The sequence below is a fragment of the Brevundimonas vesicularis genome (assembly GCF_027886425.1).
Classification (GTDB): Bacteria; Pseudomonadota; Alphaproteobacteria; order Caulobacterales; family Caulobacteraceae; genus Brevundimonas; species Brevundimonas vesicularis_C.
On sequence record NZ_CP115671.1, the window covers coordinates 1,586,058 to 1,599,557 of the forward strand.

The 13,500-nt window shown below is 67.9% G+C and carries 13 protein-coding genes; 3 read left to right on the forward strand and 10 right to left on the reverse strand.

Annotation, left to right across the window (positions count from 1 at the left end):
* Window positions 1-7: 7 nt before the first annotated feature.
* The 4 genes from PFY01_RS07970 to topA form a co-directional block, all read right to left on the reverse strand.
* Window positions 8-478 carry a low molecular weight protein-tyrosine-phosphatase gene (locus PFY01_RS07970; RefSeq protein WP_271040892.1) on the reverse strand — a complete coding sequence of 157 codons (471 nt, stop codon included), beginning with the start codon at window positions 476-478 and terminating at the stop codon, window positions 8-10.
* Window positions 479-494: 16 nt separating this feature from the next.
* Entirely contained in the window at window positions 495-1,169 is a 675-nt protein-coding gene (locus PFY01_RS07975) for a hypothetical protein (RefSeq protein ID WP_271040893.1), read from the reverse strand.
* Window positions 1,170-1,330: 161 nt separating this feature from the next.
* Window positions 1,331-3,208 (reverse strand): DNA mismatch repair endonuclease MutL, encoded by a 1,878-nt coding sequence (mutL, locus tag PFY01_RS07980; protein ID WP_271043042.1) that lies wholly within the window; start codon window positions 3,206-3,208, stop codon window positions 1,331-1,333.
* Between the two features lie 198 nt (window positions 3,209-3,406).
* Window positions 3,407-6,028, reverse strand: coding sequence for a type I DNA topoisomerase (topA, locus tag PFY01_RS07985; RefSeq protein WP_271040894.1), 2,622 nt, complete (start codon window positions 6,026-6,028; stop codon window positions 3,407-3,409).
* 138 nt (window positions 6,029-6,166) lie between these two features.
* Between topA and PFY01_RS07990 the strand changes: the two genes are divergently transcribed.
* Window positions 6,167-6,361, forward strand: coding sequence for a hypothetical protein (locus PFY01_RS07990; RefSeq protein WP_271040895.1), 195 nt, complete (start codon window positions 6,167-6,169; stop codon window positions 6,359-6,361).
* Here the strand turns inward: PFY01_RS07990 and dprA are convergent.
* A complete protein-coding gene (dprA, locus tag PFY01_RS07995) occupies window positions 6,358-7,431 on the reverse strand; it encodes a DNA-processing protein DprA (RefSeq protein ID WP_271040896.1) in 1,074 nt (357 codons plus the stop codon). The two genes, PFY01_RS07990 and dprA, sit on opposite strands and share 4 nt — an antisense overlap.
* Window positions 7,428-8,066, reverse strand: a complete 639-nt coding sequence (plsY, locus tag PFY01_RS08000) for a glycerol-3-phosphate 1-O-acyltransferase PlsY (protein WP_271040897.1) — start codon at window positions 8,064-8,066, stop codon at window positions 7,428-7,430. The genes dprA and plsY overlap by 4 nt, the downstream gene beginning before the upstream one ends.
* Window positions 8,067-8,194: 128 nt before the next feature.
* On the opposite strand from plsY, the gene PFY01_RS08005 reads away from it, so the two are divergent.
* Window positions 8,195-9,127: a glycerophosphodiester phosphodiesterase family protein gene (locus PFY01_RS08005; RefSeq protein WP_271040898.1), complete on the forward strand. Its 933-nt coding sequence runs from the start codon at window positions 8,195-8,197 to the stop codon at window positions 9,125-9,127.
* Window positions 9,128-9,135: 8 nt separating this feature from the next.
* Here PFY01_RS08005 and pyrC read toward each other — a convergent pair whose 3' ends face one another.
* From pyrC to ruvX, 4 genes are read right to left on the reverse strand one after another with little or no spacing between them, the layout of a single operon-like run.
* Window positions 9,136-10,410, reverse strand: coding sequence for a dihydroorotase (gene pyrC, locus PFY01_RS08010; RefSeq protein WP_271040899.1), 1,275 nt, complete (start codon window positions 10,408-10,410; stop codon window positions 9,136-9,138).
* Entirely contained in the window at window positions 10,407-11,390 is a 984-nt protein-coding gene (locus tag PFY01_RS08015; RefSeq protein WP_271040900.1) for an aspartate carbamoyltransferase catalytic subunit, read from the reverse strand. Before PFY01_RS08015 ends, pyrC begins: the two co-directional genes overlap by 4 nt.
* Before the next feature lie 39 nt (window positions 11,391-11,429).
* On the reverse strand, window positions 11,430-12,353 hold the full coding sequence (locus PFY01_RS08020; RefSeq protein ID WP_271040901.1) for an AEC family transporter: 924 nt from the start codon (window positions 12,351-12,353) through the stop codon (window positions 11,430-11,432).
* Complete coding sequence (gene ruvX / locus PFY01_RS08025; protein ID WP_017506485.1) at window positions 12,350-12,829, reverse strand: Holliday junction resolvase RuvX; 480 nt, start codon at window positions 12,827-12,829, stop codon at window positions 12,350-12,352. Before ruvX ends, PFY01_RS08020 begins: the two co-directional genes overlap by 4 nt.
* Before the next feature lie 73 nt (window positions 12,830-12,902).
* Here ruvX and PFY01_RS08030 point away from each other — a divergent pair, with 73 nt between their 5' ends.
* Complete coding sequence (locus PFY01_RS08030) at window positions 12,903-13,454, forward strand: hypothetical protein (protein ID WP_271040902.1); 552 nt, start codon at window positions 12,903-12,905, stop codon at window positions 13,452-13,454.
* The last annotated feature ends 46 nt before the right edge of the window (window positions 13,455-13,500 follow it).

Genomic DNA, 13,500 nt, shown 5'->3' on the forward strand with positions numbered 1-13,500 from the left:
GGGAGGGTTACAGCTTGGCGACCAGGCCGCGCGCGGCGGCCGTCACCTCGGCCCAGGTGACCTCGAACCCTTCGCCGTCGCCGAAATAGGGGTCGGCGACGGCCTGGCCCTCGCGGCCGGGGACGTGGTCGAGCAGCAGGCTGAGTTCGGCGGTCGCGTCGTCGGGCCGCAGGCGGCGCAGGTTTTTCAGGTTCTCGTGGTCCAGGGCGATCACATGGGTGAAGCGGCGAAAGTCCGCCTGCGTCACCTGCCGCGCCTTCAACCCCGAAATCTCGACCCCATGCCGCCGCGCCGTCGCCTGCGCCCGTGGGTCCGGCGGCTCGCCCGCATGCCAGTTCCCGGTCCCGGCGGAATCGACGATCAGGTCGAGACGGAGCCGCTCCGCCTCGGCGCGTAGGGCGGCCTCGGCGAGGGGCGAGCGACAGATGTTGCCGAGGCAGACGAAAAGGATGGAGGTCTTATCTGGTTGATCCGCCATAAATTTCTTCCATCGTCTACCGGGCCGGATGTTCACCGACAGTCACATTCACAGGGACGGAGACATTGGTTTCCGATACCCGCATCTCCGCAGACGCGGCCATGTCTTTATTTTTTTCAATAGCAGTTCCGGTCAGAAACGAGTGAAAAATGCTCCAGATGACAGCAGAGACAAGTACTAACATGAATAATCCCGCAACCCAGCGTCCGATCACAAACGCTGGCTCGCCGCGTTTTACTCGTTTCCATTCCGATTTCAGCACAACAGATGCCGCATCAATGACAGCCTGTGATGATCGTTTGACTGCTTGATAGTCGAGAAGTCCTGCGCTCGTGCCGGGCTGCATTCCTGGAAGATCGTCAATGCTTTGATTGATGCGGGCACTGTCAATTTCCAAGTTATTTAGTCTTAGTCGTATCTTGGCTCTTAGACGGTATAGTTCTGAAGAGGCAGAGACGGCTTTAGCAATAGCGACGTCGTCGTCAGTTTTGGCGATGCTTAGGGCGTAGTGAATCGACCAGAAAAGTGCTAAAAGATCAGAGATTTCAGCACGAAGGCCGTCAATCCAAGCTTGTCGAAATTCTGAGATTTTAGCTTCTTTGGTTAGCACAAAGCCTGCAAAAGCCACGATAGCAGAGACCAGTGCAGCGATGACTGCCGCAGGAATCCAGCCAGTCTGTGTCAAAACCACCTCGATATTTCCCCATTACCTTTCGAATTCAGATCCATTTTTGCGTTAGTGGTTGTACACCGTCAAGATTACGCTGTCTTCAAGCGTGTCTCACTGTTTGTTCAAACGTTATTTGGACATCCTGCGATAATGATGCGGAGCGTCGCCGAACTTGATTTAACTCACCGTCTTCCAAAGAGCTTCTCCAGGTCATGCAGCTTGAGCTCCACATAGGTCGGCCGCCCGTGGTTGCACTGGCCCGAATGCGGGGTGGCTTCCATCTGGCGGAGAAGGGCGTTCATCTCCGGCGCCGAGAGGACGCGGCCTGAGCGGACGCTGCCGTGGCAGGCCATGGTGCCGCAGATGGCGGCGAGGCGTTCCTTGAGCGACAGGGCCTGGCCGTGTTCGGACAGATCGTCGGCGATGTCGCGGATCAGGCCCTGAACGTCCGTATCGCCCAGCATCGCCGGGGTCTCGCGCACCAGGACGGCGCCGGCGCCGAAGGCCTCGACGATCAGGCCCATCTCGGCCAGTTCCTCGGCGCGCGAGGCGACGCGTTCGGCCTCGGCCGGGTCCAGATCGACCACTTCGGGCGTCAGCAGGGCCTGGCGGGTCACGGCCCCCTCGGCCATCTGGGCCTTCATCCGCTCATAGACCAGCCGCTCGTGCGCCGCGTGCTGATCGACGATGACCAAGCCATCGCGGGTCTGGGCGACGATATAGTTGGCGTGGAGCTGACCCCGCGCGGCGCCCAGGGGGTAGTCGAGGGGGTCGGCGGGGGCGTGAGCGGTGAATCGTGACTCGTGACTGATCGAGGCGGCATCGGAGGGTTGCGACGGCCATGAGGGGCCGTCCCATGACGGCTCGACGCGGGCGCTGCGTTCGTTGAGGCCGGGCAGGACTTGCGCGGCGGCGGCGGGCTGGGACCAGCCGGTCCAGCCGCTGAAGCCTTGCGCCGACGGGGCGCTGGGGCTGTAGGCGACGCCGGTGTGGGGCTGGAAGCCGGAAAGGGCGTCGGCGGCGACGGTTGTGCTGGCGCGGTGGCCGGCGGCGTGGAGCCCGTGGCGCAGGGCGCCGACGATCAGGCCGCGCACCAGGGCCGGATCGCGGAACCGGACCTCGGCCTTGGCCGGATGGACGTTGACGTCGACATAGAGCGGATCGATGTCGAGGAAGAGGACGGCGGCCGGATGCCGGTCGCGCGCCAGGAAGTCGGCGTAGGCGCCGCGCAGCGCCCCCTGCAGCAGCCGGTCCTTCACCGGGCGGCCGTTGACGAACAGATACTGATGCGCCGCATTGCCGCGCGAATAGGTGGGCAGGCCCGCATAGCCGGACAGGCGCACGCCGTCGCGCGCCTGATCGATCAGCAGGGCGTTGGCCTCGAAGTCGCGACCGAGCAGGGCGGACAGCCGCTTCAGACGGCCTTCGTCGCCGAGATGTTCGGCGGGCAGGCGCAGGGTGACCTTGCCGTCCAGCGACAGGGTGAAGGCGACGGCCTCGTGCGCCATGGCCTGGCGCTTGATCTCTTCCGAGATGGCCATGGCCTCGGACCGCTCGGACTTCATGAACTTGAGCCGGGCGGGGGTGGCGTAGAAGAGGTCGCGCACCTCGACCCGCGCGCCGTGCGGGCCGGGGAAGGGGGCGGGGGCCAGGGGCCGGGTCTCGCCGCCCTCGACCGTGATGGCCCAGGCGTCGGTCTCGTCACGCGAGCGGGTGGTGATCGACAGGCGGGCGACCGAGCCGATCGAGGGCAGGGCCTCGCCCCGGAAGCCCAGGGTGTGGATGCGCAGCAGGTCCACGTCGCCGGCGTCGTCGGGCTCCAGCTTGGACGTGGCGTGGCGTTCGATGGCCAGCGGCAGTTCCTCGCGCGGAATGCCCTTGCCGTCGTCGGCGATCAGGATGCGCGACAGGCCGCCGCCGTCGACCTGGATCTCGATATTGCGGCCGCCGGCGTCCAGGGCGTTCTCCACCAGTTCCTTGATGGCGCTGGCCGGCCGCTCGACCACCTCGCCGGCGGCGATGCGGTTGACGGTTTCGGGGGAAAGGCGGCGGATGGGCATGAGCAGGCGAAGATAGGGCGCGGGGGGGATTCGCGCCATGCACGATCCTTTCCCTCTCCCGTTGGGAGAGGTGGCCCGAAGGGTCGGGTGAGGGTCGGGCGGTGGGCTAGTTCGCAACACCGCGACCCTCACCCTTTCGCGCGAAGGCCGATCGCTGACGCTCTCGGGCGCTCAAGCCCTCTCCCAACGGGAGAGGGATCAGTCTTCGGCTTTGGCTTTGGCCTTCTTCGCCGGAGCCTTTTTGGCGGCAGGTTTCTTGGCGGCGGCCTTTTTCGGGGCGGCGGCCTTCTTGGCGGGCGCCTTCTTCTTGGGCGCGGCGCCGGCCTTGGCGGCCAGAAGAGGCAGGGCGTCTTCCAGGGTCAGGTCTTCGGGCGCCGTGCCCTTCGGCAGGGTGGCGTTGATCTTGCCGGATTTGACGTAGGGCCCGAAGCGACCGGCCATGACGTGGATCGGCTCGCCCGTTTCCGGGTGCGCGCCCAGGTCCTTCAGCGGGGCTGTGGCCGCGCCGCGACCGGGACGACCGGCGCGCTTCTCGGCCAGCAGGGCGACGGCGCGGTTCAGGCCGACCTCGAACACCTCGTCGATGTCCGAGACATTGGCGTAGGTCCCGGCGTGCAGGACGAAGGGTCCGTAACGACCCAGGCCCGCCGTGATCATCTTGCCGTCCTCGGGGTGGACCCCGACCTCGCGCGGCAAGGCCAGAAGGCGCAAGGCCTGGTCCAGCGTCAGGGAGGCCGGCGACCAGCCTTTGGGCAGGGACGAGCGTTTGGGCTTGTCGCCCTCGGGCGGGGTGATTTCGACATAGGGGCCGAAACGGCCGATCTTCAGTTGGACCGGCTGGCCCGTTTCCGGATCGACGCCCAGTTCGCGGTCGCCGCTCTCGGCCGAGCCGTCCTCAGCCGACGGGCTGGCGACGGGGCGGGTGTATTTGCACTCCGGATAGCGGTCGCAGCCGATGAAGGCGCCGAAGCGGCTGGTCTTCAGGCTGAGCTGGCCCTGGTGGCACAGGGGGCACTCGCGCGGATCGGTCCCGTCGCCCTTGTCCGGGAAGATGTGGGCGCCGAGGCTTTCGTTCAGGGCGTCCAAAATGGCGGTGGTGCGCAGTTCGCCGGCGGCTTGCGTCGCGGCGTGGAAGTCCTGCCAGAAGTTGCGCAGCAGCACCTTCCAGTCCAACTGACCGGCCGAAACCTCGTCGAGCTGGGTCTCCAGCGCGGCGGTGAAGTCGTATTCGACCCACTTCTTGAAGAACTGCTCCAGGAAGGCCGTGACCAGCCGTCCCTTATCCTCGGGATAGAAGCGGTTCTTGTCGACGCGGACATATTCGCGGTCGCGCAGGGTCGACAGGGTCGAGGCGTAGGTCGAGGGGCGACCGATGCCCAGCTCTTCCAGCTTCTTGACCAGGGTGGCTTCCGAATAGCGCGGGGGCGGTTCGGTGAAATGCTGATCGGTGCGGATGGCGTCGACCTTGGCCTTGGCGCCTTCCTTCAGGGCGGGCAGGCGGCTGGTGTCGTCGCTCTCGTCGTCTTCGGCGCCCTTCTGCTTTTCGTCGCGGCCTTCCTCATAGACGGCGAGGAAGCCGTCGAAGGTGACGACCTGGCCGGTGGCGCGCAGACCCGTCTGGCCGTCGGCGGTCTCGATGTCGACGGTGGTGCGGTCCATCCGGGCCGCCTCCATCTGCGAGGCGACCATCCGCTTCCAGATCAGCTCATAAAGGCGCTGAAGATCGGATTCGAGGCGCAGGCTGTCGGGATGGCGCGCGATGTTGGTCGGCCGGATCGCTTCGTGCGCTTCCTGAGCATTCTTGGCCTTGGTCTTGTAATAGCGCGGTTCTTGCGGGACGAAGGCCGGGCCGAACGCCTGGTTGATGACCTCGCGCGCCTGGGCGATGCCCTCGGGCGTGGTCTGAACGCCGTCGGTCCGCATATAGGTGATCAGGCCGCCGGTCTCGTCGACCCCCTCGTACAGTTTCTGCGCCGCCTGCATGGTACGCTGGGCCGAGAAGCCGAGCTTGCGCGCCGCCTCCTGCTGCAGGGTCGAGGTGGTGAAGGGCGGGGCCGGATTGCGGCGGACGGGCTTCTTCTCCACCGCATTGATGGTGAAGTCGCCGGCGGCGATGGCCGCGCGGGCGGCGGAAGCCGTCGCCTCGTCCTTGATGTCCAGACGCTGAATGCGCTTGCCGGCGTGCTTGACCAGGCGAGCGGTGAAGGGCGGGCTGTCGGCGTTCAGGTCGGCTTCGATGGACCAGTATTCCTGAGCCTTGAACTTTTCGATCTCCATCTCGCGATCGACGACGATGCGCAGCGCCACCGACTGGACGCGGCCGGCCGAGCGGGCGCCCGGCAGCTTGCGCCACAGGACCGGCGAGAGGGTGAAACCGACGAGGTAGTCCAGCGCGCGGCGGGCCAGATAGGCCTCGACCAGCTCCATGTCGATCTGACGCGGATTGGCCATGGCGTCGAGCACGGCGGACTTGGTGATGGCGTTGAAGGTGACGCGCTGGACCTCTGTTTCCTTCAGCGCCTTCTTCTTGTTCAGCACCTCCAGCACGTGCCAGCTGATGGCTTCCCCTTCGCGGTCGGGGTCGGTCGCCAGGATGACGCGATCGGCGCGCTTGGCGGCCTCGGCGATTTCGGACAGGCGTTTGGCGCCCTTGGCGTCGGCTTCCCAGTGCATGGAGAAGTCGTCGTCTGGCAGGACCGAGCCGTCCTTGGACGGCAAATCGCGGACGTGGCCGTACGAGGCCAGGACCTCGTAGTCCGAGCCCAGATACTTATTGATGGTCTTGGCCTTTGCGGGGCTCTCGACGATGACGAGGTTCATAACGGTCCGGTCTCGGGAAGGGGCGCGAACGTGGTTGGAGCGGAGCCGTGAGTCAATCGCACCTGTCGTCTTACATCCCAAGGTAGTTGTGTTTTAATGAAGCGCGGTTAGATTGTGTTCTTGGCAACGGAGACGATCATGGCGACGGCGCACCCTCAATCGGCCTGCGAAACGGATCGCCAGGCGCATATCGAAGCGGCGGCCTTTCCGACGCGGGAATACATCGGCGCCATGGCGCTGGAAATGGCGCGGCTGGCGCGGGACGAGGGCGACGTGCGGCTGGCCGGCTTGCTGGAACAGGCGGCGACGGTGGCGGGTCATCCGCCGGCCTAGAGCGAAGCGAGACCGCCGGGCAGCAGGTCGGCGCGGCCGGTCAGGCTGAGCTCCAGCAGGGCGGCGGCGACCTGGGACACCGGAGCGTTGAGGGCGCGGGCGATCTCGTCGCGTGGGGTGGGTGTCGGCGACAGCAGGACGGCGACGCGGTCGAGGAAGGCGTCGTCGATGTCGCCGTCGAATCGCATCGGATCGGCGGGTGGCTCGCGCAGGGTGCGCAGGGTGTTGAAGGCGCGGTCGATGTCTTCGATCCCCTCGCACAGGATGGCGCCCTGGCGCAGCAGTTCGTTGGGCCCGCGCGCGCGGGGATCCAGCGGCGATCCGGGCACGGCGAAGACATCGCGGCCCTGTTCGGCGGCGAGACGGGCGGTGATCAGGGAACCGGACCGGACCTCGGCTTCAACGACCACCACCCCGCGCGACAGGCCGGAGATGATGCGGTTGCGGCGCGGGAAGTCGCGTGCCTGGGCGCGGGCGCCGACTGGGCTTTCGGAGACGACGCAGCCCTGGTCCGTCAGACGGGCGTAGAGGTCGGCGTGTTCGGACGGATAGATGTCGTTCACCCCGCCGCCCAGGACCGCGACAGTCCCGGTCGCCAAGGCGCCTCCGTGGGCGGCGGCGTCGATGCCGCGCGCCATGCCTGAGACGACGACATGACCGGCCTGACCGAGTTGCTGCGCCAGACCGCGTGCGATCCGCTGACCGCCCGCCGAGGCGATGCGGGCGCCGACGATGGCGACCGAGGGCTGGTTCAGCAGATCGACGCGACCCCGCGTCCACAGGATCGGCGGCGGCGGGTCCAGCGCGGCGAGCATCTCGGGATAGTCGGGATCGCCCAGCACCAGCAGGCGGGCGCCGATGGCGTCGCCGGCGGCGATCTCGCGTTCGACCGTCTCTACGGGGGGCGGAACGGAGGCGGAGCCGGACTTGCGCACCAGATTGGGCAACGCGTCCAGCGCACTGAGGGCCGAGCCGTAGCGGCCGATCAGTTGAGCGAAGGCGACGGGGCCGATGCGGTCGGTGCGAGCGAGCCGCAGCCGGGCGAAGCGTTCGGCCGGGTCCAGGCTCACGCCTTCTTGGCCCCGATGCGCGGTTCCTCGCCCTTCAGCAGCCGGGCGATGTTCTGGTGATGTCGAACCCAGATCAGGACGGCGGCGAACACGGTCAGGGCGAGGATGGGCAGGCTGACCGGCAAGCCGACGACGGCGAGCGGCAGAAGCGCCAGCAGAGGCGCGGTCGCCGATGAGATGAGCGCCGCCAGCGATGAATAGCGGAACAGGAAGGCGCAGAGCAGCCAGACCGCCCCCGCCATCAGGCCCAGCGGCCAGGCGGCAGCCAGCAACAGGCCATAAAAGGTGGCGACGCCCTTGCCGCCCTTGAAGCCCAGCCAGACGGGAAACAGGTGTCCCAGGAAGGCCGCGCCGCCGGCGATGGCGCCGGCCAGCTCGCTGCCGAACAGATGACGGGCGATCAGCAGGGCGACCGCGCCCTTGCCGGCGTCCAGCAGCAGGGTGGCCAGGGCCAAATCCTTGCGCCCGGTGCGAAGGACATTGGTCGCGCCGATATTGCCCGAGCCTATGTTGCGCACGTCGCCGGCGCCGGCTGCACGTGTGATCACCACGCCGAACGGAGTCGAGCCGAGCAGATAGCCGCCCAGCGCCACCAGCGCCAAGGTCCCGAGAGCCGGGGCCACTAGATCCTGCACGTTGATTCGCTCCCCGCGTGTCGTTGCGGCAAAATGCGTCGCGGGGCGGTCGGGAGCAAGGGCGATCCGACCTCTTGACCCGATGATCGGCGCAGCGTTTGGTCCGCGCGTCTTTCCGGAGCCGATCCATGACCCGTATTTCCGCCGCCGCCGCGACCCTGCTGCTGCTTTCGACGACAGGTTGCGTGGGTGCGCCGCCGATGGCGCCTGCGCCGTCATCGGGGCCGGCGATGGCGGCCTATTTCGACTGCGTGCGGGACGGCGGCGTGGCGATCTCGGCGCACCGGGCGGTTTCGGCGCTGGACCAGCCCGAGAATTCCATCGCCGCCATCGAGGCGACAGGCCGAGCGATCCCCAATGCGATCCTGGAACTGGACGCTGTCCTGACCAAGGACCGGCAATTGGTTCTGATGCACGATGACACCATGGACCGGACGACCACGGGGCGCGGGCGGGTCGCGGACCTGACGCTGGCCCAGGTGAAACAGGCGCGGCTGAAGGCGTCGGACGGCGCCCTGACGCGCGCCGCGCCGCCGACGCTGGGCGAGGCGCTCGACGCCGCCGGACGCGTGGGGGCCATCGCCAGCATCGACCTGAAACCCGCGGACGGCGAGACCACGGTCGATCTGGCGCGAGCGGTGATCGATCAGGTGCGTCAGTCGCGGGCCGGAAACCGGGTGATCCTGATCACCTATAACGACGCCGACGCGCGGGCGGTGGCGGCCATGGCGCCGGAGATGATGATCTCAGCCGGGCTAAGCGGTGTGGAGGATCTGAGCGGGCTGAACCCGGCGCAGATCCTGGCCTGGACCGGCACGCGCGAGGAGCGTCCTGCGCTTTGGCGCGCCCTGCGCGAGGCCGGCGTCGAGGTTCAGTTCGGCACACTGGGCGCCGAGGGCGTGCGCCGTGACGACCGCTACGCCTCCGACGGGGACGTATCGGAATACCGCGATCTGGTGCGCCAAGGCGTCACCGTGATCGCCACCGATACGCCGCTGGCCGTCAAATCGGTGCTGGGCGCCGAGGTGGCCAAGGCCGCGACGTGCGCGCGGCCGCGCTGATCTGTGCCTTAGAAGACCTTGCGACCGCCCACCCAGGTTCCGATCAGCTTGCCCTGAAGCCGGCGGCCGTCGAAGGGTGAGTTCTTGGATTTGGAGTGAAGGGCGTCCGCGTCGATGATGACGGGCGCGCCGGCGTCGAACAGGATGACGTCGGCGGGTGCGCCCTCGGCCAGGACGCCCGCGTCGAGGCCGAGCAGGGCGGCGGGCCCATGGGTCAGCGGACGCAGCACGTCGAGCAGGTCCAGGCCGTCTTCGTGGTGCAGGGTCAGGGCGGCGGGCAGCAGGGTCTCTAAGCCGATGGCGCCGGGCGCGGCCTCGGCGAAGGGCCGGCGCTTGTCCTCGGCTGGGGCGGGGGCGTGGGCGGAGGTGATGACGTCGATCAGGCCTTCGCGCACGGCTTCGATCAGGGCCTGGCGGTCGGCCTCCGAGCGCAGCGGCGGGTCCAGCCGGTAGAAGGTGCGGTAATCGCCGATGTCCACCTCGTTGAAGCACAGGTGGTTGATCGAGACGCTGACGGCGACCTCCAGCCCCTTGGCGCGGGCGCGGGCCAGGGTGTCCAGGGCGCCCTCGGTCGAAATCTGATCCACCAGGAACCGCGCGCCGGTCTGTTCGACCAGGGCCAGGTCGCGCTCCAGCCCGATCCGCTCGGCGATGGCGGGGCTGCCGGACAGGCCCAGGCGCGTGGCCAGTTCGCCGGAGGCGGCGACCGCGCCTTCCGTCAGCCAGGGGTCGGCCGGTCGGCAGGCGATCAGGGCGTTGAAGGCTGCGGCGTAGCTCATCACCCGTTGCAGGGTGCGGCTGTTGACGATGACCTTGTCGCCGTCGGTGAAATACAGGGCGCCGGCCTCGTCCATCAGGCCGATTTCGGCCATGCGCTGGCCGTCCAAGGCCTTGGTTGCGGCGCCGGCGGCGCGGACATTGACGAGGTTCAGGGCCGCGCCGCGACGCTGGATGAAGTCGATCATCGCCGGGTCGTCGACGGCGGGGTCGGTGTCGGGCTGAACCACGATGGTGGTCACGCCCCCAGCGGCGGCGGCCAGGCTGGCGGACTTCAGCGTCTCTTTGGGCTCGGCGCCGGGTTCGCCGGTCTTGACCCGGATGTCGATCAGGCCGGGCGCGAGGCACAGGCCGTCGGCGTCGATGATCTGATCCGCCGCCAGGTCCGGCGTCGGGCCGTGGATCACGCGGCTGATGGAACCGTCCTGGATCAGCAGGCCGCCGGGGCCGTCGTAGTCCGTAGCGGGGTCCAGCAGGCGGGCGTTGATGATGGCGACGGTGGTCATCGGGCGTCTCCCCAACGGGCGGAGAGTGAGGCCAGCACGGCCATGCGGGCGGCGACGCCCATCTCGACCTGATCCTGGATCAGCGAGACGTCCAGGTCGTCGGCCACGTCGGAATCGATCTCGACGCCGCGGTTCATGGGCCCGGGGTGCATGACCCGGGCGCCGGGATTGGCCCAGGCCAGCTTCTCGCGATCCAGGCCCCAGAAGCGGAAATATTCGCGGGTCGAGGGGACCAGGGCGCCGGCCATCCGCTCCAGTTGAAGCCGCAGCATCATGACTACGTCGCAGCCTTTCAGACCCTCGCGCATGTCATGGAAGACCTCGCAGCCCCAGCGGTCCGCGTCGCCGGGCACCAGGGTCGGCGGGCCGATCAGGCGGACGCGCGCGCCCATCATCTGTAGCAGGGCGACATTGGAGCGGGCCACGCGGCTGTGGGTGATGTCGCCGCAGATGGCGACGGTCAGGCTGGTCACATCGCCGAAGGCGCGGCGCATGGACAGCAGGTCCAGCAGGGCCTGGGTCGGGTGTTCGTGGCGGCCGTCGCCGGCGTTGACCACGGCGCAGCCGACCTTCTGGCTCAGCAGCTCCGCCGCGCCCGAGGCCGAGTGGCGGATGACCAGAATGTCGGGCTTCATGGCGTTCAGCGTGACCGCCGTGTCGATCAGGGTTTCGCCCTTCTTCACCGAGGAGGCGGCGACCGGCATGGTGACGACGTCCGCGCCCAGCCGCTTGGCGGCGATTTCGAAGGAGGAGGAGGTGCGGGTCGAGTTCTCGAAGAACAGGTTCACGACCGTGCGCCCGTGCAGCAGGTCCAGGGCCTTGGACGACTGGCGATTGAAGTCGACGAAGGCGTCGCCCAGGTCCAGCAACTGCGGCGTCACATACGGATCGAGGTCCGATGCGGCCAGGAAGTGCAGTTTGGGGAACGGAACCAGCCGGTCGCGGATGGTCTGATCGGTGACTTGAGCGGGCTGGGTCATCGAGACGCGGCTATAGGCGTGACTCGCCCTGAACGCCAGTCAGGTGAAGTGGAACAGGGCCAGCAGGATGGGAATGACCACGGCGCTGCCCACGGTCGTCAGGGCGATGACGCCGGCGATCAGGGGGGCGTCGCCGCCCATCTGGCGCGCCAGGATGTAGGAGGCGGCCGAGCCGGGCGCGGCGCCGCAGATCAAGGCGATGCCCTGCGCCAGGCTGTCGCCGCCCAGCGCCCAGGCGATGAACCACATCAGCGGCGGCATGACCCCGAGTTTGACCAGGCTGACAGCGGCGATGGTGGTGCGGCGGCGTTTGACCTCGGCGAAGGACAGACCCGCCCCGGCGACGATCAGGCCCAACGGCAGGGCGGCGGCGCCCAGCAGGTCCATCGCCTCCGACAGGCCCGGGATCAGCGGCACGCGTAGCAGGTTCAGCGCCAGGCCGATCAGACAGGCCAGCAGGATCGGATTGGCCAGCATCGACTTGATCAGGCCGACGACCGACGGCTCGCGGCGCAGTGAACCCCATTTCGCCAGCACGGCGACGCAGGCGATGTTGGTGACGGGAATGATGAAGGCGATGGCGACCGCGGCCAGCGCCGTGCCTTCCGAGCCATAGACCGACTGGATCACCGGCACGAAGACGAAGCTGTTCCAGCGGATCACGCCCTGGAAGACGCTGGTGTAGGCCGGGCCGTCCAGTGTGATCAGGGGCTTGGCCGTCAGGGTCGCGGCCGCCACGATCAGGGTCGCGCCCACCGCCGCAGCCCCCGCCACCGTCGCGCCGCCGCCGGCGAGGTCGGCGTGCCAGATCGCGGGGATCAGGAAGCTGGGATAGAAGATGTTGATCGACAGCTTCTCGATCGGGCGCCAGGCCTCGTCGGGCAGGAAGCCGGACTTTCTGAGGCCGTAGCCCAGGGCGATCATCAGAAAGACCGGCAGGACGCCGGCGATCAGGGCCGTCAAACCCAGGTCGCCTGGTCCCGAACCCGATCCAGCGCCCCTTGCAGAATCCAGGCGGCGGCGGTGCGGTCCACGACCTGGGCGCGGCGTTTGCGGTTCAGGTCCAGATCCTCGATCAGGAAGCGCTCGACCGCGCTGGTGGACAGGCGCTCGTCCCAGAAGGCGATGTTGACGGGCCGCAGCCGCTCCAGATTGCGGGCGAAGGCGCGGCACGACTGGGCGCGCGGACCTTCGGTGCCGTCCATGTTGGCGGGCAGGCCGATGACCAGGGCCGAAACCTTGCGATGCGCCATCAGCTTGAACAGGTGTTCGGCTTCCTGCGTGAACTTGGACTTGCGGATCAGCTCTAGCGGCGAGGCGATCAGGCGCGTGGAATCCGACACGGCGACGCCGATGGTCTTCTCGCCCAGATCCAGCCCCATCCACGGCGTGTCGGGCGGGCAGGCGGCGGGCAGGTCGAGGAGGTCGAGGACGGGCACGGCCTGCGGTTAGGACTGGCGCGCACCGAAGTCAAAGGCGATGGTGGAGACGATCGACACGAAGGACGATGACATGCGCATAGTGACAGCGGCGATGACGGCTTTCGGGCTGGTGCTGAGTGGTTGCGGACAGGCCGACGCGCCGGCCAAGACCGAGACCGAGACCGCACAGGATACTCATATCGCGGCAGCCGCGCCGACGCCGAGCGCGATCACGCGTGCGGCCCCGCCACCGACCGGCAAACCGGTCGGGCCTGCCGAACGGCGCACGGCCGCTGCACGCGAAGAGATCGGCACGGCGGCCGACGTCTCGCAGTTGCAGGCCCTGCCGGATCAGAACGCCAAGGTCTTCAGCCTGTCGGGCGGCGATCCGGCGGTGAATGGTCTGGTGACCTATTTCGCCCTGTTCGGCGGTTCGGCCGAGGGCTGGCGCGCCTATCCTTTGGGCGACTACGCCGAATGGAAGGTCGTCGAGGCGAAAGGTGGGCGCGTGGTCCTAGCGGTGCGTCAGGACACGGCGGGGCCGAACGGCGACATCCTGAAGGTGGAGCGCACGGTGCAGATCGACTTCCCGCCGAGCGGCGAGACGCCGCCGGACGCGGTGTCCGTCAGCACGTCGCGGTGAGATCACGCCTGACGACGGGCGGCTGATCCTTGTGAATCCCAAAGCG